A 24,962-nucleotide genomic window follows, 5' to 3' on the forward strand; every position below is an offset into this window, starting at 1 on the left:
TCATCCGGTCACCTCCCCGCGCGACAAGCCCAGTTCGCGCACTGCGTCGACGAACACTTCGGCCCGGTGCAAGTAGCTGCGGAACATGTCGTAGCTGGCGCAGGCCGGCGACATCAGCACGGCGTCTCCCGGCTGGGCCAGGGATGCCGCCTTGTCGACTGCCTCTTCCAGAGTCTGGCAGGAATGCACCGGAACGCCGGATCCATCCAGCGCCACGCCGATGGCCGGGCCATCGCGCCCGATCAGCACGACGTCGCGCACGTAACGTGCAACTGGCTCGCGCAACGGAGCGAAATCCTGGCCTTTCCCATCGCCGCCGGCGATCAGGACCAGGCGGCCGCCGGACATGGAGCCCATGCCGTTCAGCGCAGCCACGGTCGCGCCGACATTGGTGCCCTTGCTGTCGTCGTAGTAGCCGACGCTGCCGATGGTAGCCACCAGCTCCACCCGGTGCGGCTCGCCCTGGTAATCGCGCAGGCCGTGCAGCAGCGGAGCCAGCGGCAGTCCGACCGCGCGGCACAGCATCAGCGCGGCCAGCGCATTCATTGCATTGTGCGTGCCACGGATTTTCAGGGCGTCGGCCGGCATCAGGCGGTTGATCAGCAGCGGCAACTCCTCCACTTCCTTCTTGCGGCGGCGGGACGGGCGCGAGTCGCCGGACTCGCCCGCGCTCGCCAACGCCAGCCATTGCATGCCGTTCTCGTTGACCAGGCCGGTGCAGTCGGGCTGGTCCGGCTCGTCGCGGCCGAAGGTGAGCACCGGCGCCAGCGGCGACGCCATCGCCATCACCAGCGGATCGTCGCGATTGAGCACCCGCACGGTGCCGGCGCCGAAGATGCGCGCCTTGTCACTGGCATAGGCCTCCAGGCTGCCGTGCCAGTCCAGGTGGTCCTGGGTGACGTTCAGTACGGTTGCCACATCGGCTTGCAGGCTGGCGGTGAAATGCAACTGGAAGCTGGACAGTTCGAGTACCCATGCTTGCGGCAGCTCGTCGGCGTCGAGCGCACTGCGCAGCACATCAAGCGCAGCCGGGCTGATGTTGCCCGCCACTTGCACCGACAATCCGGCACGCCGGCACAACAAGCCGGTCAGGCTGGTCACGGTCGTCTTGCCATTGGTGCCGGTGATGGCGATCACCTTGGGCTGGTATTCACGGGTCTCGCGCAGCGCCTGCAGCGCCTGCGCGAACAATTCGATCTCGCTCCACAAGGGCAGGCTGCGTTCCTGCGCGGCGGGGATGATGTCCGCCAGTTCATTGCCGGGCGCCAGCCCCGGGCTGACAGCGACAAAGTCGCAACCGTCCAGCAGTTCGGGGCTGAATGGGCCGCTGACGAAGACAGCCTCCGGCACGGCCTGCAGCAACTGCTCCAGGCGCGCCGGCGCCTCGCGCGTATCGGCGACCACCAACCGGGCGCCGCAGCGCCCCAGCCAGCAAGCCATCGCCAGCCCCGATTCACCGAGGCCGAGCACGAGTACCTGTTTGCCCTCGTAATTCATCAGCGTAGTTTCAGTGTCGACAAGCCAAACAGCACCAGGATCATGGTGATGATCCAGAAACGGACCACTACCTGCGTTTCTTTCCAGCCCTTCTGTTCGTAATGGTGGTGCAGCGGCGCCATCAGCAGCACCCTGCGGCCGACGCCGGTGCGCATCTTGGTGTACTTGAACCAGGCCACCTGCAGCATGACGGACAGGGTTTCAACCACGAACACGCCGCCCATGATGAACAGCACAATTTCCTGGCGCACGATGACGGCAACCGTGCCGAGGGCGCCGCCGAGCGCGAGCGCGCCGACATCGCCCATGAACACCTGGGCCGGATGTGCGTTGTACCAGAGGAAGGCCAGGCAGGCCCCGGCCATCGCTCCGCAGAAAATCAGCAGCTCACCGGCGCCCGGTATGTGCGGAATGAACAGGTAGCGGGCGTAATTCGCGCTGCCGGTCAGGTAGGCAATCAAGCCGAGCGCCGACCCGACCATCACGGTAGGCATCGCCGCCAGTCCGTCCAGCCCGTCAGTCAGGTTGACCGCATTGCTGGTGCCGACGATCACGAAATAGGTCAGCGCGATGAAGCCCCATACGCCGAGCGGGTAGCTGATGGTCTTGAAGAAGGGCACGATCAGGTCCGCCTTGGGCGGAAGGTCCATGCTGAAGCCTGATTGCACCCAGGCCATGAACAATTGCCAGACTTTGATATTGGTCTCGCCCGAGACGGAAAATGCCAGGTAAAAGGCCGCGATCAAGCCGATCAGCGACTGCCAGAAGTATTTCTCCCTGGACGGCATGCCTTTCGGGTCCTTGTGGACCACCTTGCGATAGTCATCGGCCCAGCCGATCGCGCCGAATCCGAAGGTCACCAGAATTACCGGCCAGATGAAGCGGTTGCTCCAGTCGCACCAGAGCACGGTCGCCACGGCGATCGCAATCAGGATCAGCGCGCCGCCCATGGTCGGCGTGCCGGACTTGACCAGGTGGGTCTGCGGCCCGTCGGTGCGCACCGCCTGCCCGACCTTCAGCCGGGTCAGCATGCGGATCACGGCGGGACCGAAAAACAATCCGATCGCCAGCGCCGTCAGGGTCGCGAACACCGCGCGGAATGTGATGAAGTTGAATACGCGCAGGAAGCCGTACTCCTGCTGGAACATGTTGGCGAGCCATAGCAGCATGTCAGTGCGCCTCCTGTTTTGTTTCGCCAGTCAGGTACTGCACTGTCCGTTCCATGCGCATGAAGCGCGATCCTTTTACCAGCACGGTCGTCTCTGGCGAGGCGACTGCCTGCACGGCCTGGTTGAGCGCGTCGATGTCGGCCGCATGGCGGCCACGGGGGCCAAACGCCGCGGTCGCATGCTGTGCCAGTTCGCCCAGGGTGAACAACTGCTCGATGCCACGCCCGCGCGCATAGGCGCCGATTTCAATGTGGAACTGCCGGCCTTCCTGCCCGACTTCGCCCATATCGCCCAGTACCAGCACGCGCGGTGCAGCGCATTGCGCCAGCACGTCGATCGCGGCGCGCACCGAGTCCGGATTGGCGTTGTAGGTGTCATCGATCACAGTGGCGCCATTTGCCGCCACCTTGTGCTGCAGCCTGCCAGTGACCGGCGCGAACGTTTCCAGCCCGCGCACGATTGCCTTGCGGTGCACGCCGATCGCAAGGCAGCAGGCGATCGCCGCCAGCGCGTTGCGCACGTTGTGGACGCCGGCGGCCGCCAGGTTGAGCACAAAGGTGTGATCCTTGACCCTGACCGTCATCTCGCTGCCGAATGCGGCGGGCTTCCAGGTGCAGGACACGCTGGCGTCATCCGACAGCCCGAAGGTCAGGACCTTGCGCTGGACGCCGCCCTTGACATAGCTGCGCCACAGCGGGGTATAGGTGTCGTCTGCCGGAAACACGGCGACACCGTGCTTCGGCAGCGAGCGCAGGACGCTGCCGTTTTCCTGCGCAACAGCCTCGACGCTGGCCATGAATTCCTGATGTTCGCGCTGGGCATTGTTCACCAGCGCCACGGTCGGCTGCGCAATGGCGGCCAGACGTGCAATTTCGCCGGGGTGGTTCATGCCAAGTTCAAGCACGGCAGCGCGATGACCGGCCTCCAGCCGCAACAGGGTCAGCGGCACGCCGATCTCGTTGTTGAAGTTGCCGCGGGTGGCAAGGTAATTGTCCTCCCCGTACTCAAGCTTCAGGATGGACGCGATCATTTCCTTGACCGTGGTCTTGCCATTGCTGCCGGTGACCGCGATCAGCGGCATGTCGAACTGGGTGCGCCAGAAATTGCCGATTTCACCCAGTGCGATCCGGCTATCCGGAACGATCAGCGCCGGCAAGGCAAAGCCCGGCGGCACCCGCTCGGCAACCACGGCTGCCGCACCGGCGGCTGCCACCTGGCCCAGGAATTCGTGGGCGTCGAAACGCTCTCCGCGCAAAGCGATGAACAGGTTTCCCGGCCTCACTTCACGGCTGTTGGTCGATACGCCACTGAACACCGCCTCGGTCGTCATGACCGAGCCGGCGACGCGGCGTTGCAGATGAGCCAACGATGACTGCATCAAGTATTTCCTTTCATCGTCGCTCGCGACAGCAGGGCCAGCGCAGCATGGTCCTCGTCCAGGAACAGCTGCTTGCGACCCTTTATGTCCTGATAATTTTCATGGCCTTTGCCGGCCAGCAGAACCACGTCTGCCCGCGACGAATGGCGAATCGCCCAAAGAATCGCGGCCGCGCGATCTTCTACCGTCTGCGGCGCAACGGGCATGCCCGCCACGATCTGCCGGATGATCGCGGCCGGATCTTCGGTGCGCGGATTGTCACTGGTGACCACGACGTCGTCGGCCAGCGCTGCCGCGACTGCGCCCATCTGCGGCCGCTTGCCGGGATCGCGGTCGCCGCCGCAGCCGAACACGCACCACAGCCGGCCACCGCGCTCCTGCGCCACCTGGCGCAGGCAAGCCAGCGTTTTTTCCAGCGCATCCGGCGTGTGCGCGTAGTCGATCACCACCAGCGGCGCATCCTGCCCGCCAAGTTGCTGCATGCGTCCCGGCACGGACTGCAGGTTCTCGATCAGGTCTATGGTGGTCTGCCATTCGATCCCGCGCGCCAGCAGCACGCCGGCAATGCCGAGCACGTTGCTGACATTGAAGCGGCCGACCAACTGGGTGCGCACTGGTCCGCTGCCGAACGGCGAATCAAGATTGAATCCGGTGCCGGCCTGGGTACTCTTGATCTGGCTCGCCCGCAATACCGGGAAATCCAACCCGGTGGCAGCAGCATCGTCGATGGTGTAACCGATCAGCGACAGGCCCGGGCGCGAACCAAGCCGCCCTGCCAGCCGCAACCCGGCCGGATCGTCCAGGTTGAGCACTGCATGTTGCAGTCCCGGCCAGTCGAACAACATCGCCTTGGCGTTCTCGTAGTCCTGCATGCTGCCGTGGAAGTCGAGATGATCACGGGTCAGGTTGGTGAACAGGGCGACGTCAAAGTGCAAGCCATCGAGCCGGCCCTGCTGCAAGCCGATCGACGATGCCTCGATGGCCAGCGCCCAGGCGCCGGCATCGCGCAATTCGACCAACCGGCGCTGCAGTTGCACGGCGTCGGGGGTGGTGAAACCGGTGGCACTGAACTCGCCCATGCGGCCGTTGGCCCACAGGCCGGCGCCGAGCGTGCCGACCACGGCAACCGGCCCGTCCACCTGCGACAGCGCGCAACCCAGCCATTGGGTGCAAGAGGTCTTTCCATTAGTGCCGGTGACGGCGACCGCGAACATGTTGCGGTCCGGTGCGTCATACCAGGCCGAGGCGATCAGCCCGGCCAGCTGGCGCAAGCCCGGAACCGCCAGGTGCGGCAAGGTCCAGTCCGGATCCCAGGCGAAATCCGCCGACTCTTCAAACACGACGCCGGCCGCGCCGCGGCTGATTGCATCGGCAATGTAGCGCCGTCCGTCCGAGGTGTCGCCGGGATAGGCCAGGAACAGGTCGCCAGCGGCCAGCGTGCGCGAGTCCGGGCACAGCTGCGCACCGCTTGCCGCCCCTTTCATCCAGGCGGTGGCGTTGGCGATGATGGCGTCGGTCACTGGCATCACAGGCTCTCCACCAGCGCATCCGGCGGGATGATGATGTTGGTCACGCTGGAATCCGGCGCGACGTTCAGGGCGCGCAGCGCACTTGCCGCGACCGCCGAAAACACCGGCGCTGCCACATTACCGCCGTAGTACTGGCCGTTGGACGGCTCGTCGACCATCACGGCGATGATGATGCGCGGGTCGGACACCGGCGCAAAGCCGACGAAGGACGCCACATATTTCCGTACGTACTGGCCGCCTGCCAGCTTGTGGGCGGTGCCGGTCTTGCCGGCAACCCGATAACCTGCAACCTGCGCCTTGGGCGCGGTACCGCCCGGCCCGGCCGCTTTTTCAAGCATTTCGCGCAGCGCCCGCGCGGTGTTCTCGGAAATCACCCTCTGGCCGACCGGTTTCTCGTTCAGCTTCTGGAAGCTGAGCGGGATCATGTCGCCGTCGCGGGCGAAGATCATGTAGGAACGCGCCATCTGGATCAGCGACACTGAAATGCCGTGGCCGTAGCTCATGGTCGCCTGCTCGATCGGCCGCCAGGACTTGAACGGCCGCACCCGGCCGGCGACGGCGCCAGGGAAACCGAAGCGCGGCTGCTGGCCGAAGCCCACGTTCGTGAACATCTCCCACATCTCTTCAGGCTCCATCTGCAACGCGATCTTCGCGGTGCCGACGTTGGAAGACTTTTCGATGATCTGCGCCACGCTCAATATGCCATGCGGGTGGGCGTCGCCAATGGTGGCACGGCCGATGGTGAGCTTGCCGGGCGCGGTCTGGATCATGGTTGCCGGCGTCATCCGCTTTTCTTCCAGCGCCAGCGCGACGGTAAACGGCTTCATGGTCGAACCGGGCTCGAAGGTATCGGTCAGCACCCGGTTGCGCAGTTGGGCGCCGGTCAGGATCGAGCGGTTGTTCGGGTTGTAGGTTGGCAGGTTGGCCAGCGCCAGCACTTCGCCGGTGCGCACGTCCAGCACCACCGCGGCGCCTGCCTTTGCCTTGTGCAGGTCGACCGCTTCCTTGAGCTTGGTAAAGGCGATGTACTGGATCTTGCTGTCCAGCGACAGCACCAGCTCCTTGCCATCGTGCGGGTCGCGGATTGCGCCGATATCCTCGACCACCCGGCCCAGGCGGTCCTTGATCACGCGCCGGCTGCCGGTGGTGCCGGCCAGGGTTTTCTGCGCCGCCAGTTCCATTCCGTCCTGGCCCGCGTCCTCGACATTGGTGAAGCCGACCACATGGGCCATCACTTCGCCTTCCGGATAGAAACGCTTGTACTCCTTGCGCGTTTCGATGCCGGCGATGTTCAGCTTGAGGATCTTGTCGACCGTCTCTTGCTCGACCTGGCGCTTCAGGTAAACGAAAGTCCGGTCCGAATCGAGCTTCTTGCGCAGGTCGCGCTCGTTCATCTCCAGCAGGCGCGCCAGTTCGCGCAGCTTGTCAGCCGGCGCTTCCAGCACGTCCTCCGGAATCGCCCACACGGCCTTGACCGGCAAGGACGACGCCAGCACCTGCCCATTGCGGTCGGTGATCTTGCCGCGTGTGGCTGGCAACTCCAGTGTGCGCGCATAGCGCGACTCGCCCTGCTTTTGCAGGAATTCGCGCGACAAGCCCTGCAGCCAGAGCGCCCGGCAGATCAATGCAAAGAATGCGGCGAACAGCACGAACAGGACCACACGCGAACGCCATGCAGGCAGCTTGACTGCCAGCAGCGGACTGGTGGAAAAGGGTATCCCGCGGGCAGCGGTGGTGCGGGGGGCGACAGCCATTATTTGCCCCCCAGTGTCAGGTATTGGGTGCGTCCGGGCGTGACCGGGACCATGTTCAGGTCGCGCCGGGCGTTGGCCTCGATGCGCGCGCTCTTGCCCAGCGTGGACTGATCGAGTTGCAACTGCGACCATTCGACATCAAGCTGGCGCGCCAGGCCCTGGGCACGCTCGAGTTCGATGAACAGGCGGCGTGATTGATACTGCGCCGTGACCAGCGACAGCGCGCACAGGACCAGCAACAGGGTCAGCACGGAGGCGAAGCGGCCGCTCACTGCAGGCCTCCCGGGAGAGGAATCCGCTCGGCGACGCGCATGATGGCGGAACGGGCGCGCGGGTTGACGGCTATCTCGGCGTCGTCCGGCTTGTACCGGCCCAGCAGGCGCATTTCAGGTGAGGGCAAGTCAACGGCGCGAATGGGAAGGCGACGGTCCGGCTGGGGCAGCTTTGCGCGGCTGGCCATGAACTGCTTGACGATGCGGTCTTCCAGCGAGTGAAAGCTGATCACCACCAACCTCCCGTGCGGAGCCAAGCGATTGAACGCGCGTGCCAAACCTACTTCGAGTTCTTCAAGCTCCTGATTGATGTAAATCCGGATGGCCTGAAAGGTACGAGTGGCCGGATCCTTGCCTTTTTCGCGGGTCTTGACAGCGCCAGCCACGATCCCGGCAAGCTGCCGTGTGCTTGAAATTGGCGCGACTGCCCGGCTAGCAACAATCGCCTTTGCAATCGAAACAGCAAACCGTTCTTCCCCATATTCGCGTATCACTTTCTGTATGTTCTCTTGGCTTTCGGTAGCCAGCCACTCGGCCGCCGAAATGCCACGCGTCGTGTCCATGCGCATGTCGAGCGGACCGTCATGGCGAAAGCTGAATCCCCGCTCGGCTGCATCCACCTGCGGGGAAGAAATCCCGAGGTCCAGCAGTACGCCATCCACCTCCCCGATTGCCCGTGACTCCAGTTCTTCGTCCAGTGTTGCGAAGCTGCCATGCACGATGTCGAAGCGCGGATCGGCGGCTGCCAGCGCGCGGCCTACTGCGATCGCCTCCGGGTCCTTGTCGAACGCCAGCAGGCGCCCTTGTGCCGACAACTGCCCGAGGATCCTGCCGCTGTGCCCGCCGCGCCCGAAAGTGCCGTCCACGTAAATGCCGTCACGACGCTCGCCCTCGAGCGCAAGCGCTTCGATTGCTTCATCTAGCAGCACTGTACGGTGCTGCAGTTCTGGCACCGCTGGGGACATCATCACGAATCAGAATGAAAAATTGTTCAACACATCCGGCATGCCGGCCGCTACCGCCTCGGCTTCGCTCTGCTCCAGCTTGGCCGCGTCCCAAATCTCGAAGTGACTGCCCATGCCCAGCAACATCACGTCGCGGGTAATGCCGACTGCGCGGCGCAACTCGGGCGCGACCAGGATACGGCCGGCGCTGTCGAGATCGACGTCCTGCGCATTGCCGAGAAAAATCCTTTGCCAGGATTTCGCCGACATCGGCCAGGAAGCGATCTGCTCGCGATGGCTTTCCCACACTGGCCGCGGGAAGAACAACAGGCAACCGTGCGGATGCTTGGTCAGCGTGACCCGCCCTTCGCACTGGACCATCAGGGCGTCACGATGCTTCGCAGGGATCGACATGCGACCCTTGGCATCGAGATTGAGTGCTGACGCGCCTTGAAACACCTTGAATGGCCTTTTTTTTGATTCCGCTTGTTGTCATTTCTGCAGCTTCGCCACAGAAATTCTTCCCACAAAAAAACACTTTTTCACACTGCTGCCCACTTTAGAGGAGGAAGAATTTGCGGTCAAGGAATATTCAGGGCACCAAGTCTCATTTATCTCAATGAAATTAAGGACTTACAGACCATCCTTCAGAAGTTTGAAAACCATCAATTTGTAGTCGATTGAAGCACTTACGGAGGGAACTGAAGGTAGCGCATCACGTTAACACATGTGTTTACGGGAATTGATCAATGACAACAACGGTTTGCGCGCCGCCACAAGGCTTAGGCCATGGCCGGAAATTCAGGTTCGCAAAAAGATGGGGCGGACGAAAATCCGCACTGGCAGGCGGGAGATGAGCGGCCGGTATCGAGGCGCGCTTTACAGTGCAAATTTGCATTGCAAATCACATTGCAAATCACATTGCAACTTGCAGGCGATCGCAGGAGCGGTTGGCATGGGTGCCCGCGGCCCGGGCAAACGTGACGCCGAGTGTCCATGCGCGTCGCGCCGGGCACTCGGGAGGTGCTCAAGACTGCGCGATCAGTGCGTCTTTTCGAGCAGGTTGAAGTGTTCGACTGCCGGCGGCGCCGCGAAATACGGACCGACGATTGCGCGCCAGGTCGCAAATGCCTCCGATCCGCGGAAATCCACCGTGTGATTTTCCAGCGTCGCCCAGTAGACCATCAGCACGTAGCGCTCGGGCGTCTCGATGCAGTGGTTGATCTGGTGGCCAAGGTAGCCCATTGACTTGCTGATGACTTCCGCCACGCCACGGCGGATCGCCAGGTCGAATTCCGCTTGCTTGCCCGGCTGTATTCTAAGGTCGGCTAATTCAAGAATCATGAGTTTCGTGCCTTTCATGTTTGACACCCTTGTGAACCCGCTGTCGTGCCAACGTTCCCTCCAGTTCACATTCTCAGGGAGAAGATTTAACTAATTGTCAGGAAGTAATGGACTTTACCTCATTTGTTGGTAAATTAGAGGCAACTCCGGTCCATTTCGCCCACTTGTTCGATGTTCGCACTTTCACAATTATGAGAATTGCTGTGCTCGATGAAGAACGCGGCCAGTGCGACCTGGTCTGCCAGGTGCTCAAGTCGGCGGGACATGCCTGCTTTCCCTTCAGCAGCGGCAAAGAGCTGCTGGCCCAATTGCGGCGGGAAAATTTCGACATGCTGATCCTGCATTGGCAGAGTACCGACACGGCACCGGACCAGGTGGTGCAAACGGTTCGCGAGACCCTCCCCTCAAATCTGCCCATCCTGTTCATAACCGGCCGTTCGTGCGAAGACGACATCATTGCCGGGCTGGCAAGTGGCGCCAACGATTACATCATCAAGCCGGTCCGGCGCGGCGAACTTGTGGCCAGGATCCAGGCGCTGCTGCGGCGTGCCTACCCCTCGCACAATGCGGTCGAACAAATTCAGTTCGGCAACTATGTGTTCGAGTCACGCACCGGCCGCCTGACGGTAGAGGGCCAGGCGGTCGACCTGACCCACAAGGAATTCGACCTCGCCCTGCTGTTTTTCCGGAACATGGGCCGCCCATTATCGCGTGCCTACATACTTGAAGCAGTCTGGGCGCGCGACGTCGACGTGCCCTCCCGCACCATGGACACCCATGTTTCACGCGTGCGCAGCAAGCTGAAATTGCGCCCGGAACACGGCTACCGGCTAGCGCCGGTATACAGTTACGGCTATCGGCTCGAGCAAACGACGGCCTGAGCAGGACGTCCCCACTCTTGCAATCGGGCAGCAGGAGCCGGATATGGGCAACAGGCTATAATAGAGCCCGTCTTCCGTCCCTAATCCAATCTTGTCCGATCGCACCGGTCACTACCGAATGCAGCTGCTCGCCATTGGCCTGAATCACACCACGGCCCCCGTGTCATTGCGGGAAAAAGTCGCCTTTCCGGCCGATCATCTCGGCCAGGCGGTGGCGGCTGCGCGCGCCTCGCTGGCGCGCGGCATCGGTGAACAGGCCGCTGCCGAGGCCGCCATACTGTCGACCTGCAATCGCACCGAATTGTATTGTGCCAACCGCGCCGGACGCAGTGTCAATGACGCGATCGATGCGACCGCCCACTTCATGGCGGACTATCACCAGCTGAGCGTGTCGGAGCTGCGCCCGCACCTGTACACCCTGCCCCAGGACCAGGCCGTTCGCCATGCATTCCGCGTCGCATCGGGGCTGGATTCGATGGTGCTCGGCGAGCCACAGATACTTGGGCAGATGAAGGATGCGGTGCGCGAAGCCGATGCGGCCGGCGCCCTGGGGACTTATCTCCACCAGATGTTCCAGCGCACATTTGCAGTGGCCAAGGAAGTGCGCAGCACGACTGAAATCGGCGCCCATAGCGTATCGATGGCGGCGGCCGCAGTCAGGCTCGCGCAACGCATCTTCGACCGCATCAGCGAACAAAATGTATTGTTCATTGGCGCCGGTGAAATGATCGAGTTGTGCGCGACGCACTTCAGCGCCCAGAACCCGAAATCCCTGACCATCGCCAACCGCACACTGGAGCGCGGCGAAGCGCTTGCGCACCGGCTGGACGGACGCGCGATCCGCCTGGCCGACCTGCCGGAGCAACTGGCGAATTTCGACATCGTCGTGTCTTCGACCGCATCCACGCTGCCGATCATCGGGCTGGGCATGGTCGAGCGCGCGATCAAGGCGCGGCGCCACAAGCCGATGTTCATGGTCGACCTGGCAGTGCCGCGCGATATCGAATCCGAGATCGGCCGTCTCGACGACGTATTCCTGTACACCGTCGACGACCTCGCCACCACGGTCCAGACCGGAATGGAAAACCGCCAGGCTGCGGTGATCCAGGCCGAGGCCATCATCGAGACCCGCGTGCAGTCGTTCATGCACTGGATCGACAGCCGCGCCGTGGTGCCTGTGATCCAGGAACTGCACGAGAACTCCGAACAAATACGAATGATCGAACTCGAACGCGCACGCAAGCTGCTGGCGCGCGGCGAAGATATCGACACCGTCCTCGACGCCCTGTCGCGCGGACTGACCGCAAAATTCCTGCATGGCCCGCAGAGCGCGTTGCATTCCGCCCAGGGCGATGAACGGGCCCGCCTGGCGGCGCTGCTGCCGCAGTTGTTCCGCACCCGGCGCTAGCGGCGCCGCCGCAGCCCACCCTCCCCCGCCCTTACCCCGATCGCGCACTGCCGCGCGCGCCCTTGCCGCACACTACTGGATGCAATGAAGCCCTCAATGCTCGCCAAGCTGGACCAGCTGGCCAACCGTCTCGAAGAAGTCGCCACCCTGCTGATGCAGGAAAACGCTACTGCCGACATGGAGCAGTACCGCAAGCTCACGCGCGAACACGCCGAACTGCAGCCGCTGGTCGCGCTGTACCTGGAATACGTGCAGGCCGGCCGCGACGTGGAGACCGCCGAGGAAATGCTGTCCGACCCGGACATGAGAGAGTTCGCCCAGGACGAGATCCAGGCGGCCCGCGCGCGCATGGAAACCCTGGCCGGCGAACTACAGACGATGCTGCTGCCGAAGGACCCCAATGACGAGCGCAATCTCTTCCTGGAAATCCGCGCCGGCACCGGCGGCGACGAATCTGCGCTGTTCGCCGGCGACCTGCTGCGCATGTACACCCGCTATGCCGAGCGCAACCGCTGGCAGGTGGAGATGGTGTCGGAGTCGCCGTCCGAACTCGGCGGCTTCAAGGAAGTCATCGTGCGCATCATCGGCCACGGTGCCTACTCGCGGCTCAAGTTCGAATCGGGAGGCCACCGGGTGCAGCGGGTGCCGGCTACCGAGGCGCAAGGCCGCATCCATACCTCGGCCTGCACGGTCGCCGTGATGCCGGAAGCCGACGAACTGGAAGAGGTCCACATCAATCCCGCCGACCTTCGCATCGACACCTACCGCGCCTCGGGCGCCGGCGGCCAGCACATCAACAAGACCGATTCCGCCGTGCGGCTGACCCACATCCCGACCGGCATCGTGGTCGAATGCCAGGACGACCGCAGCCAGCACAAGAACAAGGCGCAGGCGATGAAAGTGCTGGCTGCCCGCATCAAGGACGTCCAGACCCGCGAACAACAGTCGAAAGAAGCGGCCACGCGCAAATCGCTGATCGGTTCCGGCGACCGCAGCGAGCGCATCCGGACCTATAATTTCCCGCAGGGTCGCATGACCGACCATCGCATCAACCTGACGCTGTACAAGCTTGACTTCATCATGGACGGCGACCTCGACGAACTGACGCGGGCACTGATGGCCGAGCATCAGGCAGAATTGCTGGCCGCGATGGGCGACGAAGTCTTGTGAGAAGCACAGTCGTAACAAACACAGTCGTAGCAAGCAACTGGCACAATCGTGACGAGCAACTGGCATAACCGTGACAACCAACCGGCATAACCGATGACATCCACCAGAACCCTGCTGATTGCAATTGCCCTAACCTGCATCGGGCTGCTTGGCTTCGCGCTCTACCTGCAGTTCGGGCGCGACATGCTGCCCTGCCCGCTGTGCATCATCCAGCGCTACGCCTTTGCCGGCGTCGCGCTGCTGTGCCTGGTTGCCGCATTCCTTCCCGCCGCCGCACGCCGTTTCGGGGCCGGGCTGGCGGCACTGGCGGCGCTGGCCGGCGCCGGCGTGGCCACCTGGCACTTGTGGGTTAAGGCGCATCCGAACGTGTCCTGCGGCATCGATCCGCTCGAGACCTCGCTGAACACGATCCCGACGGCCAAGCTGCTGCCCTTCCTGTTCCAGGCCGACGGCCTGTGCACCACTGAATACGAACCCATCCTCGGCTTGTCGATTCCGCAATGGTCGCTGGCGTGGTTCTCGCTGTTCGTGGTCGCGCTGCTGTGGCTGGCGCTGCGCCGTCGCTGAAACCGGCGCCATGAACGAAGCGTCGCCAACCGTCGGCCAGTTGCTGGCCGCGGCCGGCATCGATCCCTTCGAAGCACGGCTGCTGCTGGCGCACGCGCTGGGGCTGACACGGGTGCAGCTGATCACGCGCTCGCATGAACAGCCTGCGGCCGGACAAGTACAGGCGGTGCGCGATCTTTTTGCACGGCGGCGTGCTGGCGAGCCGGTGGCCTACCTGCTCGGCCATCGCGAATTCCACGGCCTGCTGCTACGGGTGACGCCGGATGTGCTGATCCCGAGGCCGGAAACCGAATTGCTGGTGGACCTGGCCAGTGAACGCATTGGCAACCAGGCCTGGCGCGTGCTCGATCTCGGGACAGGCTCCGGTGCGATTGCGATCGCGCTGGCGCACCTGCATCCCGCCGCGCAGGTCTTTGCGGTCGATCTCAGCGCGCCGGCGCTGGCGATTGCACGGGAAAATGCAGTGGCGAACGGCGTGAAAGTCGAATTCGCCGAGGGCAGCTGGTATGGCCCGCTGGCGGGAATGCAGTTCGACATCATCGTTTCGAATCCGCCATATATATGCGCCGGCGATCCGCATCTTGCCCAGGGCGACCTGCGGTTTGAACCGGTGCAGGCATTGACGGACCAGGCCGACGGATTGGACGCATTGCGCATGATTGTCAGCGGCGCGCCGGCACACCTGGCGCCTGGCGGATACTTGTTGATGGAACATGGATATGACCAGGCCGGGGCGGTGCGCGCCCTGCTGGCCCACGCCGGTTTTGGCAATGTGGAAAGCTGGCGCGACCTGGCTGGAATCGAACGGGTCAGCGGGGGGCGCTTGAATACCAGGCCATAGCCCTGCCGCTGCCGCCCCGCTTGTCTTTTTTCAGATGTCAAGACTGGCGCCCCCGCCCAGTTTGCGTATCATCCTTCGCTTGTTTTCCCATCATCCAGAGTTCCAATGCTTCCTTCGATCGAACAACGTCTTGCCCTTGAACTTGCTGCGCGCCCGGCCCAGGTGGCGGCGGCAATTGCCCTGCTGGACGAAGGCGCGACCGTGCCTTTCATCTCCCGCTATCGCAAGGAGGCCACCGGCGGCCTGGACGACACGCAATTGCGCCTGCTGGAAGAACGGCTGCGCTACCTGCGCGAACTGGAGGACCGGCGCGCCGCGATCGTCGCCTCGATCGAGCAGCAGGGCAAGATGACACCGCTCCTGCTCGACCAGATCCTGCATGCGGAAGACAAGACCCGGCTGGAAGACCTGTACCTGCCCTACAAGCAGAAGCGCCGCACCAAGGCGCAGATCGCCGCCGAAGCGGGGCTGACCGTACTGGCGGACGCGCTGCTGGCCGACCCCACCCTCGATCCCGAGCAGGAAGCGGCGAAGTTCATCAAGCCGGCCTTCACCACTGACCAGGGCGACAACCCGGGCGTGGCGGACACCAAGGCCGCACTGGACGGCGCGCGCCAGATCCTGATGGAGCGCTTTGCCGAAGACGCCACGCTGCTGCAATCGCTGCGCGAATACCTGACCGAGCACGGCGTGGTGGAATCAAAAGTGGTCGAGGGCAAGCAGGATGCCGGCGAGAAATTCGCCGATTACTTTGACTATTCCGAGCCGCTGGCCACCGTTCCCTCGCACCGGGCGCTGGCGCTGTTCCGCGGCCGCCGAGAAGAAATGCTGACCTTCAACCTGCGGCTCGACACCGAGGAAGAAAAGCCGAAGTGGGATGCGCCGCACAATCCGTGCGAATCCCGCATCGCCGCCCGCTTCGGCATCAAGCACCAGAACCGCCCGGCCGACAAATGGCTGGCCGACACCGTGCGCTGGACCTGGCGCGTAAAAGCCTTCATGCATCTGGAAACCGAACTGATGACGGCGCTACGCGAAAAAGCGGAGACCGACGCCATCAACGTGTTCGCCACCAACCTGAAAGCGCTGCTGCTGGCGGCCCCGGCCGGATCGCGCGCGACCATGGGACTGGACCCGGGCCTGCGTACCGGCGTCAAGGTGGCCATCGTCGACGCCACCGGCAAGGTGGTGGACACGGCGACCATTTATCCGCACCAACCGCGCAACGACTGGCACGGCTCGCTGCATGTGCTCAGCCAGCTGGCCGAGAAACACAATGTCGCCCTGATTGCGATCGGCAACGGCACCGCATCGCGCGAGACCGATCGCCTGGCGCAAGACCTGATCAAGCAGCGCGCCGAACTGAATCTCACCAAGATCGTGGTGTCGGAGGCCGGCGCCTCGGTGTATTCGGCGTCCGAATTCGCATCGCGCGAACTGCCCGAGCTGGATGTCACGCTGCGCGGCGCCGTGTCGATCGCGCGCCGGCTGCAGGATCCGCTGGCCGAACTGGTCAAGATCGACCCCAAATCGATCGGCGTCGGGCAGTACCAGCATGACGTCGGCCAGAGCCAGCTGGCGCGCGCTCTCGACGCCGTCGTCGAGGATTGCGTGAATGCCGTCGGCGTCGACGTCAACACCGCTTCCGCGCCGCTGCTGGCGCGGGTGTCCGGCCTGAACTCCAGCGTGGCGCAGAGCATTGTCAACTTCCGCGATTCGCATGGAGGCTTCCGCTCGCGCGCCGGATTGCGCGAAGTGCCACGGCTGGGCGACAAGACGTTCGAGCAGGCGGCCGGCTTCTTGCGCGTGATGAACGGCGACAATCCGCTGGACGCGTCCGCCGTCCATCCGGAATCCTATCCTGTGGTGGAAAAGATCCTGGCGGATCTGAAGAAAGACGTGAAATCCCTGATCGGCGATGCCAAGCTGCTGAAGTCGCTGCCGCCGGCGAAATACGCAGACGAAAAATTCGGCGTCCCGACCATTTCCGACATCCTGAGAGAGCTGGAGAAGCCGGGCCGCGATCCGCGCCCCGAGTTCACGACAGCAAGCTTCAAGGATGGCGTCGAAGAGATCCGGGACCTGCAGCCCGGCATGCTGCTGGAAGGCGTGGTCACCAATGTCGCGGCCTTCGGCGCCTTCGTCGACATCGGCGTGCATCAGGATGGCCTGGTCCACATTTCGGCGCTGTCCAACACCTTCGTGAAAGACCCGCACACGGTGGTCAAGGCCGGCCAGGTGGTCAAGGTCAAGGTGCTGGAGGTGGATGAAAAGCGCAAGCGCATCGCCCTCACCATGCGGCTGTCCGACGAAGCGCCGGCCCCCGGCGCCCGCCAGAACGCCCAGCGCGCAGACCGCAACGACACGCGCCGCCTCTCACAGCACCAGCAACAGCAAGAGCGGGCGCCAGCTGGCAATTCGGCAATGGCGGCAGCCTTCGCCAAGCTCAAGAGCTAGCAGGCCGGTCCGGGCCCGCGCCCAACCGACCGCCGGATTTCTCCCTATAATGCGGTATTCAGTCATTTTCAAGGCAGCCCCCCATGAGCGACGTACAAGAGTGGATCAAGCAAACCGTCACCGGCAACCCGGTGGTGCTGTTCATGAAAGGCACGGCACAGTTCCCGCAGTGCGGATTCTCCGGCCGTGCGATCCAGCTGCTGAAATCCAGCGGCGCGGAAAACATCGTGACGATCAATGTGCTGGAAGACGCGGAAGTGCGCCAGGGCATCAAGGAATATTCGAACTGGCCGACCATTCCCCAGCTGTATGTGAACGGTGAATTCATCGGCGGCTCGGACATCCTGACCGAGATGTATGAAAGCGGCGAGCTGCAGAGCCTGCTGAAGGCCTGACAACACTGGCGCGTCCCCTGCGGATGCGCCAATGCCGCTGCCCACGCCATGGCCCACGCCATGGCCACGCCACAGCGGGCGCTAGTCCGGCCGCGGCGCTTCCGAGAATATGCTGCGCGCCTCGTTCAGCAATGCTTCCGACAGCGCGGCATGCGGACTTTGCAGTCCGCGAATCAATCCTATCCGGCGCACTGGCGCCCGGCCCGGCAAGGGTATGCGGGCCAGGGCCATGCCGCCCGACCACATCGCCGGCCAGTCCGGCAGCAGCGACACGCCAAGGCCGTGGTCGATCAATGCCGCAATCGCCAGCAAGCCGTCGATTTCAAGCCGCTGCCTGGGGTGGATATCCTGGTCGCGCAGGTAACGGTCGGCCAGTTGCCCCCCCACGACCGAACGGTCGTAGCGGATGAACGGCTCCTCGCGCAGCAGTTCATGCGGATCGCGTCCTGCCATGCTGGCATGGGCGACCACGACCAGTGGCTCCTCGGTCAGGACCTGCCATTCACAAGTCTTGGGAATTGCGAATTGCGGCTCGACCACAATCGCGGCGTCGAGCTCGCCGGCGCTGACGCGGCGGCATAACTCAACCGACGCCCCGGGCGCGACAAAAACCGACATTGCCGGATAGGCTTCGTACAGCCGCTTCAGGACCGGGGGAAGCACGCTGGTCAGCGCCGAGACGAACACGCCGAGCCGCAATTCGCCTAGCCGGCTGGTGTCCTGGGCAATCGCATGCAGGTCGCGCACATCGCGCAGCAATCCGCGGGCGCGTTCGAGTATCTTCAGGCCAGCCTCGGTGGGGCGCACGGCGCGGCCAGCCCGTTGCAACAGGCTGGTGCCGAGCTGGTCCTCCAGCGCCTTGATGCGCGCCGCCATGGCGGGCGGCGTCAGGTCGAGCCGCCGCGCGGCTTCCGCCAGCGAACCGGCGTCGACCACGGCGACAAAACTCTGCAGGTATTCGATATTCATGCGGGGGAGTTTACACCCCCCTGCACTAGACTCACCCTAGCCGCGCGGCGTGGTGCCGGTGTTGACTGGCGCCCGCAGGAAGTCGAAGTCGACGCCCTTGTCGGCCTGGGTCACGGTATCGAGGAACAGCTTGCGATACCCGCGGTCGGCGGTCGGTGGCGTGACCGGATTGCGGCGCGCGCGCTCGGCCAGTTCTTCGGCCGACACCAGCAGGCTGATCTCGCGTTTGGACACCGACAACCGGATGCGGTCGCCGTTCTGCACATAGGCCAGCGGGCCGCCGATTGCGGATTCCGGCGTGACATGCAACACGATGGTGCCGAAGGCGGTGCCGCTCATGCGCCCGTCGGAAATGCGGACGATGTCCTTGACGCCGGCGCGGGCGAGCTTCAGCGGGATCGGAATGTAACCCGCTTCCGGCATGCCCGGCGCGCCCTTGGGTCCGATGTTCTTCAGCACCAGGATGTCGTCGGCCGTGACATCGAGATCGTCGGCGTCGATCCGCGTCGCCAGGTCGGCTGCATTCTCGAACACCACAGCACGCCCTTCATGCTCCATCAGCTCAGGATTGGCCGCCGACTGCTTGATGATGGCGCCGCCCGGCGCCAGATTGCCTTCCAGCACGGCAATGCCGCCCTGCGGATAGATCGGATTGCTCATCGGGCGTACCACATCCTGCGCAAACCCCGGGCCCGCACGTTCCAGTTCCTCGCCGAGCGTGCGGCCGGTGACGGTCATCGCATTCAGGTTCAGCAAGGGCTTGAGTTCGCGCAGCAGGGTGCTCATGCCGCCGGCGTGGTGGAAGTCTTCCATGTAATGCTGGCCCGACGGCTTCAGGTCGAGCAGCACCGGCGTATCGCGGCCCATGCGGTCCAGCGCCTTCAGGTCCACTTCCAGTCCCATGCGGCCGGCAATCGCGGTCAGGTGCACGATGCCATTGGTCGAGCCGCCGATGGACAGCAGCACGCGCATGGCGTTCTCGAAAGCCTCGGGCGTCAGGATCTTGTCGATGGTCAGGCGGTCGCGCGCCATCTGCACGGCCTGGGCGCCGGTCTGCTCGGCGATGCGGATGCGGTCGGCGGTGACGGCCGGCGGCGAGGCGCCGCCCGGCACGGTCATGCCTAGCGCTTCGGCGATGCAGGCCATGGTGCTGGCCGTGCCCATCACCGAGCAGGTGCCGACGCTGGCCACCAGCTGGTTGTTGACGTCCGCGATCTCCTGCTCGTCGATCTCGTCGGCGCGGAACTTGCCCCAGTAGCGGCGGCAGTCAGTGCAGGCGCCGACCCGTTCCGAACGGTGCGAGCCGGTCAGCATCGAGCCGGTGATCAGCTGGATCGCCGGAATGTTGGCAGAAGCGGCGCCCATCAGTTGCGCCGGCACGGTCTTGTCGCAACCGCCAATCAGCACCACCGCGTCCATCGGCTGGGCCCGGATCAATTCCTCGGTGTCCATCGACATCAGGTTGCGCAGGTACATGCTGGTCGGATGCGCAAAGCTCTCATGGATGGAGATCGTCGGGAAATCCATCGGCAAGCCGCCCGCCAGCATGACGCCGCGCTTGACCGCCTCGACCAGTTGCGGCGCGTTGCCATGACATGGGTTATAGGCGCTGCCGGTGTTGGCAATGCCGATCACGGGCCGGTCCAGCGCGGTGTCGGTATAGCCTGCACCCTTGATGAAAGCCTTGCGCAGGAACAGCGAGAAGCCGCTGTCGCCATAACTGGTCAGGCCTTTGCGCAGGCCGGTGGCGTCGGACGAGGGCTTCTTGATGGAATCGGAATCGGACATGATGAGGGAGTCGAAAGTCGAGGGGGAACGCAAAGCGGCGGATTGATGTCCCGCCGCCGGTATTTACAAGGCCGCCGCATCCGGCAAGGAAGCGGCGGCGGAATGCTTGTCCGCAAAGCGGCCAGCGCGATCCGCTGGCCGCTTTGCAGCGGTACTGGCAATTACTGGTCGGACTTGATGTTCGAGTCGGTAATCACCTTGGCCCAGCGGTTCACTTCCTGGTTCAGGCGTTCTGCAGCCTTGGCAGGCGTGGTCGCCGGCAGCGCATACACGCCCTGGCCGAGCATCTGCTGCTGTGCGACCGGATCCTTCATGATTTTCGCCAGTTCAACATTCAGCCGATCGATCACCGGGGCCGGGGTGCCGGTCGGGACCAGCACGCCAAAAGTCGAGCTGACGTCGAAATCCTTCAGGCCGGCTTCCATTGCCGTCGGCACGTCAGGCAGCATGCCGATGCGCTGGGCGGTGGTGACTGCCAGCGCGCGCAGCTTGCCGGACTTGACGAACTGCAGCGATGCAGGCGCCGTCTCGGTCATCATCAGCACGGTGCCGCCGATCAGGTCGACCATGGCCGGGCCGCTGCCCTTGTACGGGACATGGATCATTTCAATGCCGGCCTGGCGCTTGAACAGTTCAGCCGCCATGCGCTGCGGAGCGCCGGGGCCGGAAGAAGCATAGGTCAGCTTGTCCGGATTGGCGCGGCCATAGGCGATCAGCTCCTTCAGGTTGGTGGCCGGCACCGATGGATGCACGACGAACACCAGCGGCACGTGGCCGACGATCATGACCGGGGTCAGGTCTTTCAGCAGGTCATATTGCAGGCGGCCCTTCTCCAGCGTGGCCATGGTCGAGTGCGAAGTGATCGCGCCCATCAGGATGGTGTAGCCATCCGGCTTGGCCTTGGCGACTGCTGCCGCGCCGATGTTGCCGCCGGCGCCACCGCGATTTTCGACCACGACCTGCTGGCCGAGCGCTGTCGACAGGCGCTGTGCCAGGATGCGGCCGATGACATCGGTCGCGCCGCCGGGCGGATAGGGCACGACCATCGTGACCGGCTTTTCAGGCCAGGCAGCGAATGCCTGCAGCGGCATCATTGCGGACAGCGCGCCCACCAGGGCAGCAGTGGCCAGTACGGCCCTGCGCGTTTTCTTGAATGTCATGGAGTCTCCTGTCGGATTGATAGATGTCCGGATCCGTCTGGCGCGGACTCGGCGGAACCGCGATTATTGGCGCGGGACAGCCAACCGGAAAGTAGGCAATTTTTTCTTCACGAGAAGAATTTATTATCTTCCGACAGCGCACTACGAGCTATTACTGATCGCTCCACAGTTTGCCGCCAGTCGCCCAGTCTTCACGCTTCACTTCCTGGATGATGACGTCCACGCCTTCCGGCTTGCACCCCAGCGACTCGCAGGTGGCGTCGGTGATCGCTTTGACGAACGCGCGTTTTTGCTCGGCGCTACGGCCTGCAAACATTTGAACATTGATGGTTGGCATGTTTTCCCCTTCTCATTAAAGTCGGCAATCCGGATCGATCGCGTCCAGTTTACGCCACAGCGCCGGCCGTTCCAAACGGCCGGCGCTGTCATCTACGCCCTGCTCACTTGCCGATGGCAGGCGAGAGCTATCGTGGCTGTTGGGCCCCGGCTCCAGGTCCGCCTGCTGACCCACCTGCTGGTCCACCCTTCTCGCCGCCCGGCCCGCCCCGGTGTCCGCGCCCATGACGCTGATGCCCGGTGTTCTCGTTGAACACCTTCTGCTGCTCGGGCGTCAGGGTAGCGTAGAAGGCCTTGGTGGCGTCCAGCCGCTTGTTCAGCGCCGCTTCATGCGTCTTCATCAGCGCCAGGTGCTGCTCCATGCGTTCCGGCGCGCTCAGCGAGGCCCAGGCGGTGGCGTCGGGTCGCTGCGGGCGCTGGGCAGGCGTGATTGCTGCAAGGTAGTTTTTCCAGCCTTGCTCCTGGCCGGCATCGAGCTTGAGCTTGTCATGCAGTTCGGCCGAGCGCTTGCCGAAATATTCCTTCATCCTCGCCTCGCGCTGTTCCGGCGAGCCCTTGCCGGCGCCGTGCCCCTTCATGTGATGACCACCGCCGTGTCCCATCATGCAATGGTCGCCGCCATGTCCCATCATGCCGGGACCGCTGCCCGGGCCCGGCCCCGTTCCCGGCGCCGGCTGCGCCATCGCACCAACCGCTGCGGCACCCAGTCCGGCTGCGGTCACACCGATCAAAAACATCTTGCGAATCGTGTTCATGAATTGCTCCTTTGCTTGTTTAACCGTCCATGTGCCATTGCACATGTCTGCATGATGAGGACGCCATGTATCCTGCAAGTTTCGCCCAACCACGGATTTGTATCGCGATGTATCCCTGGGGCCTTGCGATACAGTGCGATACAAAGCCGCTACCCTGTCCGTTCATGCTGCACCGATAATCTTTCCATGGAAACCACCGCCACCGTACTGGTCGTTGATGATGATCGCGAGATCCGCTCGCTGCTGGGCGACTATCTGGAAGCAAACGGCTACCGCGCGGCGCTCGCGGCCGACGGCGTCGAGATGAAGCAGGTCCTGGACCGGCAGCATGTCGACCTGATGGTGCTCGACCTGAACCTGCCCGGCGAAGACGGCCTCACGCTGTGCCGCCGCCTGCGTGCCAGCTCGGACTTGCCGGTCATCATGCTGACGGCGCGCGACCAGCCGCTGGACCGCATCCTCGGACTGGAAATGGGTGCCGACGATTACTTGCCCAAGCCTTTTGAACCGCGCGAATTGCTGGCGCGCATCCGCAGCGTGCTGCGCCGGACCCAGGGGCTGAACAACCGCAACGACCCCGCTTCGAATCAGTCGCATCAACGCCTGGTCTTCAACGGCTGGTCACTCGACCTGGTTGCGCGCCACCTGGTCAACCCTCATGGCGTGGTGGTGATGCTGTCCGGCGCCGAATTCCGGCTGCTCAGGGTGTTCCTCGAACGCCCCAACCGCGTGCTGAACCGCGACCAGTTGCTGAACCTGACCCAGGGACGCGATGCCGATCCCTTCGACCGCTCGATCGACATCCAGGTCAGCCGCCTGCGGCAGAAGCTGGGCGATGACGCCCGCGCGCCGGCGATCATCAAGACCGTGCGCAACGGCGGATATGTACTGGCGGCAGATGTGAGCGCGGAAGACCGGACATGAGCTCCTTCCTCCGCTCGATGGCCGGGCGCGTATTCCTGATCCTGCTGGTGGGCGTGCTCGCCTCTGCGGCACTGACCTGGTGGCTGGCATTCGGCGAACGGCAGCGGACCTTCGCCCAGGTGCGCGACGCCCGTGTTGCCGAACTGATCGAACAATCGGTGCTTACTCTCGACGCCCTGCCAGCGGCCGAGCGCCAATCGCATCTGGAGCGGGCCCGTCGCTTCGGGGTGCGCTACGAAATCGTGGGCGCGCTCGACGCCAGCGAACGCGCGCAGGCGCAACCGGGTGCCGTCAGCCGTGCGGTGGCGGAACGGCTCGGCACCGGCTTCACGGTGATGCCGCTGCGCCTTGCGCCGGAAGCCTGCCCCGTCCCACGCATGCGGCCCCCGCCCGAGCACGGCATGATGGCGTGGCAGCAGCCTGCTCCGCGTGGCGGGTGCGAAGCACTCGCGGTCGGGCTGCGCGACGGCCAGTTCCTGCGCATCGCGATCCTGCCCGCCCGCAGCACGGCACCACCGCTGCCAGCCGACCTGCCGCTGTATATCGCCCTGTTCCTGCTGTGCATTGCCGCGCTCGTGTTCGCCGTCACCCGCATGACCATGCTACCCCTGCGCCAGCTTGCGAATGCGGCGCGGGAACTCGGTGAAGACCTTCAGCGGCCACCACTGCCAGAACAGGGAGCGACCGAAATCCGGCAGGCCACCGCGGCCTTCAACGCCATGCAGGCGCGCATCCGCCAGCAAATCCAGCAGCGCACCGAGATGCTGGCTGCCATCACCCACGATCTGCAGACGCCGCTGACGCGCCTGCGCCTGCGGCTGGAAAAAGTCAGTGATGCGGCGCTGCGCGACAAGCTGATTGAAGACCTGGCGGCCACGCAGGCGATGGTCAGGGAAGGACTGCTGCTTGCGCGCAGCATGGACAATTCGGAACCGATGCAGCCGGTGGACCTCGATTCGCTGCTCGACAGCGTATGCAGCGACGCCGCCGACGCCGGCGAAGACGTGCAACTGGAAGGGCAAAGCCGGATGTCGGTGCAGGCGCGGCCAACGGCATTGCGCCGGTGCCTGACCAACCTGGTGGATAACGCGGTGAAGTACGGCGGCCATGCCCGCGTGCAGGTCGAGGCGCGCGGCAGGCAGGCGCTGATACGCGTGTCCGATGGCGGGCCGGGCATACCCGAAGACCAGCAGGCCAGGGTGTTCGAACCGTTCTACCGGCTGGAGAACTCACGCTCGCGCGAGTCAGGCGGGACCGGGTTGGGGCTGACGATTGCGCGCAATATCGTTGAACAGCATGGCGGGACGATCAAGCTGGCCAACCGGGCGGAGGGCGGGTTGGAGGTGACGGTGGTTTTGCCGGGGAAGTGAACGTGTGATTCGCGCAGCGAGAGCGCCAACGGCCGATCGACTTTGTAGCTCCCT

Annotated in this window: 23 protein-coding genes; 9 read left to right on the top strand and 14 right to left on the bottom strand. The window is 64.0% G+C overall.

Features of this window, described 5'->3' with window-relative positions; translation table 11 throughout:
• From murD to FVE66_RS16535, 9 genes are all read right to left on the bottom strand, one after another.
• Positions 1–1,497 (bottom strand): UDP-N-acetylmuramoyl-L-alanine--D-glutamate ligase, encoded by a 1,497-nt coding sequence (gene murD / locus FVE66_RS16495; RefSeq protein ID WP_151448571.1) that lies wholly within the window; start codon positions 1,495–1,497, stop codon positions 1–3.
• Positions 1,497–2,666 carry a phospho-N-acetylmuramoyl-pentapeptide-transferase gene (mraY, locus tag FVE66_RS16500; RefSeq protein WP_151448572.1) on the bottom strand — a complete coding sequence of 390 codons (1,170 nt, stop codon included), beginning with the start codon at positions 2,664–2,666 and terminating at the stop codon, positions 1,497–1,499. Before mraY ends, murD begins: the two co-directional genes overlap by 1 nt.
• Before the next feature lies 1 nt (position 2,667).
• Positions 2,668–4,044 carry a UDP-N-acetylmuramoyl-tripeptide--D-alanyl-D-alanine ligase gene (locus FVE66_RS16505; protein WP_151448573.1) on the bottom strand — a complete coding sequence of 459 codons (1,377 nt, stop codon included), beginning with the start codon at positions 4,042–4,044 and terminating at the stop codon, positions 2,668–2,670.
• Positions 4,044–5,570, bottom strand: a complete 1,527-nt coding sequence (locus tag FVE66_RS16510; RefSeq protein ID WP_151448574.1) for a UDP-N-acetylmuramoyl-L-alanyl-D-glutamate--2,6-diaminopimelate ligase — start codon at positions 5,568–5,570, stop codon at positions 4,044–4,046. The genes FVE66_RS16505 and FVE66_RS16510 overlap by 1 nt, the downstream gene beginning before the upstream one ends.
• Positions 5,570–7,327, bottom strand: coding sequence for a peptidoglycan D,D-transpeptidase FtsI family protein (locus FVE66_RS16515; protein WP_151448575.1), 1,758 nt, complete (start codon positions 7,325–7,327; stop codon positions 5,570–5,572). The genes FVE66_RS16510 and FVE66_RS16515 overlap by 1 nt, the downstream gene beginning before the upstream one ends.
• On the bottom strand, positions 7,327–7,599 hold the full coding sequence (gene ftsL / locus FVE66_RS16520) for a cell division protein FtsL (RefSeq protein ID WP_151448576.1): 273 nt from the start codon (positions 7,597–7,599) through the stop codon (positions 7,327–7,329). Before ftsL ends, FVE66_RS16515 begins: the two co-directional genes overlap by 1 nt.
• Entirely contained in the window at positions 7,596–8,567 is a 972-nt protein-coding gene (gene rsmH, locus FVE66_RS16525; RefSeq protein WP_151448577.1) for a 16S rRNA (cytosine(1402)-N(4))-methyltransferase RsmH, read from the bottom strand. The genes ftsL and rsmH overlap by 4 nt, the downstream gene beginning before the upstream one ends.
• A 6-nt stretch (positions 8,568–8,573) precedes the next feature.
• A complete protein-coding gene (gene mraZ, locus FVE66_RS16530; RefSeq protein WP_151448578.1) occupies positions 8,574–9,002 on the bottom strand; it encodes a division/cell wall cluster transcriptional repressor MraZ in 429 nt (142 codons plus the stop codon).
• 582 nt (positions 9,003–9,584) lie between these two features.
• Positions 9,585–9,887: an antibiotic biosynthesis monooxygenase family protein gene (locus FVE66_RS16535; RefSeq protein WP_151448579.1), complete on the bottom strand. Its 303-nt coding sequence runs from the start codon at positions 9,885–9,887 to the stop codon at positions 9,585–9,587.
• A gap of 191 nt (positions 9,888–10,078) precedes the next feature.
• Between FVE66_RS16535 and FVE66_RS16540 the strand changes: the two genes are divergently transcribed.
• The 7 genes from FVE66_RS16540 (at position 10,079) to grxD (ending at position 17,606) form a co-directional block, all read left to right on the top strand.
• Positions 10,079–10,768: a response regulator transcription factor gene (locus tag FVE66_RS16540; protein ID WP_151448580.1), complete on the top strand. Its 690-nt coding sequence runs from the start codon at positions 10,079–10,081 to the stop codon at positions 10,766–10,768.
• Positions 10,769–10,886: 118 nt separating this feature from the next.
• Entirely contained in the window at positions 10,887–12,176 is a 1,290-nt protein-coding gene (gene hemA, locus FVE66_RS16545; RefSeq protein ID WP_151448581.1) for a glutamyl-tRNA reductase, read from the top strand.
• Between the two features lie 84 nt (positions 12,177–12,260).
• A complete protein-coding gene (gene prfA / locus FVE66_RS16550) occupies positions 12,261–13,346 on the top strand; it encodes a peptide chain release factor 1 (RefSeq protein WP_151448582.1) in 1,086 nt (361 codons plus the stop codon).
• 93 nt (positions 13,347–13,439) lie between these two features.
• Positions 13,440–13,913: a disulfide bond formation protein B gene (locus FVE66_RS16555; RefSeq protein ID WP_151448583.1), complete on the top strand. Its 474-nt coding sequence runs from the start codon at positions 13,440–13,442 to the stop codon at positions 13,911–13,913.
• 10 nt (positions 13,914–13,923) lie between these two features.
• On the top strand, positions 13,924–14,754 hold the full coding sequence (prmC, locus tag FVE66_RS16560) for a peptide chain release factor N(5)-glutamine methyltransferase (RefSeq protein ID WP_151448584.1): 831 nt from the start codon (positions 13,924–13,926) through the stop codon (positions 14,752–14,754).
• A gap of 105 nt (positions 14,755–14,859) precedes the next feature.
• Complete coding sequence (locus tag FVE66_RS16565) at positions 14,860–17,211, top strand: Tex family protein (protein WP_151448585.1); 2,352 nt, start codon at positions 14,860–14,862, stop codon at positions 17,209–17,211.
• Between the two features lie 83 nt (positions 17,212–17,294).
• A complete protein-coding gene (gene grxD, locus FVE66_RS16570; RefSeq protein WP_151448586.1) occupies positions 17,295–17,606 on the top strand; it encodes a Grx4 family monothiol glutaredoxin in 312 nt (103 codons plus the stop codon).
• A gap of 81 nt (positions 17,607–17,687) precedes the next feature.
• Here grxD and FVE66_RS16575 read toward each other — a convergent pair whose 3' ends face one another.
• The 5 genes from FVE66_RS16575 to FVE66_RS16595 form a co-directional block, all read right to left on the bottom strand.
• On the bottom strand, positions 17,688–18,575 hold the full coding sequence (locus tag FVE66_RS16575) for a LysR family transcriptional regulator (RefSeq protein WP_151448587.1): 888 nt from the start codon (positions 18,573–18,575) through the stop codon (positions 17,688–17,690).
• 36 nt (positions 18,576–18,611) lie between these two features.
• Entirely contained in the window at positions 18,612–20,363 is a 1,752-nt protein-coding gene (locus tag FVE66_RS16580) for an IlvD/Edd family dehydratase (protein WP_151448588.1), read from the bottom strand.
• 161 nt (positions 20,364–20,524) lie between these two features.
• Positions 20,525–21,523: a Bug family tripartite tricarboxylate transporter substrate binding protein gene (locus FVE66_RS16585; RefSeq protein ID WP_151448589.1), complete on the bottom strand. Its 999-nt coding sequence runs from the start codon at positions 21,521–21,523 to the stop codon at positions 20,525–20,527.
• A gap of 151 nt (positions 21,524–21,674) precedes the next feature.
• On the bottom strand, positions 21,675–21,860 hold the full coding sequence (locus tag FVE66_RS16590) for a 4-oxalocrotonate tautomerase (RefSeq protein ID WP_151448590.1): 186 nt from the start codon (positions 21,858–21,860) through the stop codon (positions 21,675–21,677).
• A 127-nt stretch (positions 21,861–21,987) separates the two neighbouring features.
• On the bottom strand, positions 21,988–22,614 hold the full coding sequence (locus tag FVE66_RS16595) for a Spy/CpxP family protein refolding chaperone (RefSeq protein WP_161993312.1): 627 nt from the start codon (positions 22,612–22,614) through the stop codon (positions 21,988–21,990).
• Positions 22,615–22,800: 186 nt separating this feature from the next.
• Between FVE66_RS16595 and FVE66_RS16600 the strand changes: the two genes are divergently transcribed.
• Together FVE66_RS16600 and FVE66_RS16605 are read left to right on the top strand one after the other, a co-directional pair.
• Positions 22,801–23,538 (top strand): response regulator, encoded by a 738-nt coding sequence (locus FVE66_RS16600; protein ID WP_151448592.1) that lies wholly within the window; start codon positions 22,801–22,803, stop codon positions 23,536–23,538.
• Entirely contained in the window at positions 23,535–24,908 is a 1,374-nt protein-coding gene (locus FVE66_RS16605; protein ID WP_151448593.1) for an ATP-binding protein, read from the top strand. The genes FVE66_RS16600 and FVE66_RS16605 overlap by 4 nt, the downstream gene beginning before the upstream one ends.
• Positions 24,909–24,962: the final 54 nt, after the last annotated feature.

Source organism: Lacisediminimonas profundi (assembly GCF_008831265.1).
Classification (GTDB): Bacteria; Pseudomonadota; Gammaproteobacteria; order Burkholderiales; family Burkholderiaceae_D; genus Lacisediminimonas; species Lacisediminimonas profundi.

Coding starts and splice junctions, on each gene's coding strand:
- FVE66_RS16595 (WP_161993312.1), bottom strand. CDS start 22,614: ATGAACACGATTCGCAAGATGTTTTTGATCGGTGTGACCGCAGCCGGA.
- mraY (WP_151448572.1), bottom strand. CDS start 2,666: ATGCTGCTATGGCTCGCCAACATGTTCCAGCAGGAGTACGGCTTCCTG.
- FVE66_RS16555 (WP_151448583.1), top strand. CDS start 13,440: ATGACATCCACCAGAACCCTGCTGATTGCAATTGCCCTAACCTGCATC.
- murD (WP_151448571.1), bottom strand. CDS start 1,497: ATGAATTACGAGGGCAAACAGGTACTCGTGCTCGGCCTCGGTGAATCG.
- FVE66_RS16590 (WP_151448590.1), bottom strand. CDS start 21,860: ATGCCAACCATCAATGTTCAAATGTTTGCAGGCCGTAGCGCCGAGCAA.
- FVE66_RS16535 (WP_151448579.1), bottom strand. CDS start 9,887: ATGATTCTTGAATTAGCCGACCTTAGAATACAGCCGGGCAAGCAAGCG.
- FVE66_RS16585 (WP_151448589.1), bottom strand. CDS start 21,523: ATGACATTCAAGAAAACGCGCAGGGCCGTACTGGCCACTGCTGCCCTG.
- hemA (WP_151448581.1), top strand. CDS start 10,887: ATGCAGCTGCTCGCCATTGGCCTGAATCACACCACGGCCCCCGTGTCA.
- FVE66_RS16605 (WP_151448593.1), top strand. CDS start 23,535: ATGAGCTCCTTCCTCCGCTCGATGGCCGGGCGCGTATTCCTGATCCTG.
- FVE66_RS16580 (WP_151448588.1), bottom strand. CDS start 20,363: ATGTCCGATTCCGATTCCATCAAGAAGCCCTCGTCCGACGCCACCGGC.
- FVE66_RS16515 (WP_151448575.1), bottom strand. CDS start 7,327: ATGGCTGTCGCCCCCCGCACCACCGCTGCCCGCGGGATACCCTTTTCC.
- FVE66_RS16540 (WP_151448580.1), top strand. CDS start 10,079: ATGAGAATTGCTGTGCTCGATGAAGAACGCGGCCAGTGCGACCTGGTC.
- prmC (WP_151448584.1), top strand. CDS start 13,924: ATGAACGAAGCGTCGCCAACCGTCGGCCAGTTGCTGGCCGCGGCCGGC.
- FVE66_RS16510 (WP_151448574.1), bottom strand. CDS start 5,570: ATGCCAGTGACCGACGCCATCATCGCCAACGCCACCGCCTGGATGAAA.
- FVE66_RS16600 (WP_151448592.1), top strand. CDS start 22,801: ATGGAAACCACCGCCACCGTACTGGTCGTTGATGATGATCGCGAGATC.
- grxD (WP_151448586.1), top strand. CDS start 17,295: ATGAGCGACGTACAAGAGTGGATCAAGCAAACCGTCACCGGCAACCCG.
- FVE66_RS16575 (WP_151448587.1), bottom strand. CDS start 18,575: ATGAATATCGAATACCTGCAGAGTTTTGTCGCCGTGGTCGACGCCGGT.
- prfA (WP_151448582.1), top strand. CDS start 12,261: ATGAAGCCCTCAATGCTCGCCAAGCTGGACCAGCTGGCCAACCGTCTC.
- FVE66_RS16565 (WP_151448585.1), top strand. CDS start 14,860: ATGCTTCCTTCGATCGAACAACGTCTTGCCCTTGAACTTGCTGCGCGC.
- rsmH (WP_151448577.1), bottom strand. CDS start 8,567: ATGATGTCCCCAGCGGTGCCAGAACTGCAGCACCGTACAGTGCTGCTA.
- FVE66_RS16505 (WP_151448573.1), bottom strand. CDS start 4,044: ATGCAGTCATCGTTGGCTCATCTGCAACGCCGCGTCGCCGGCTCGGTC.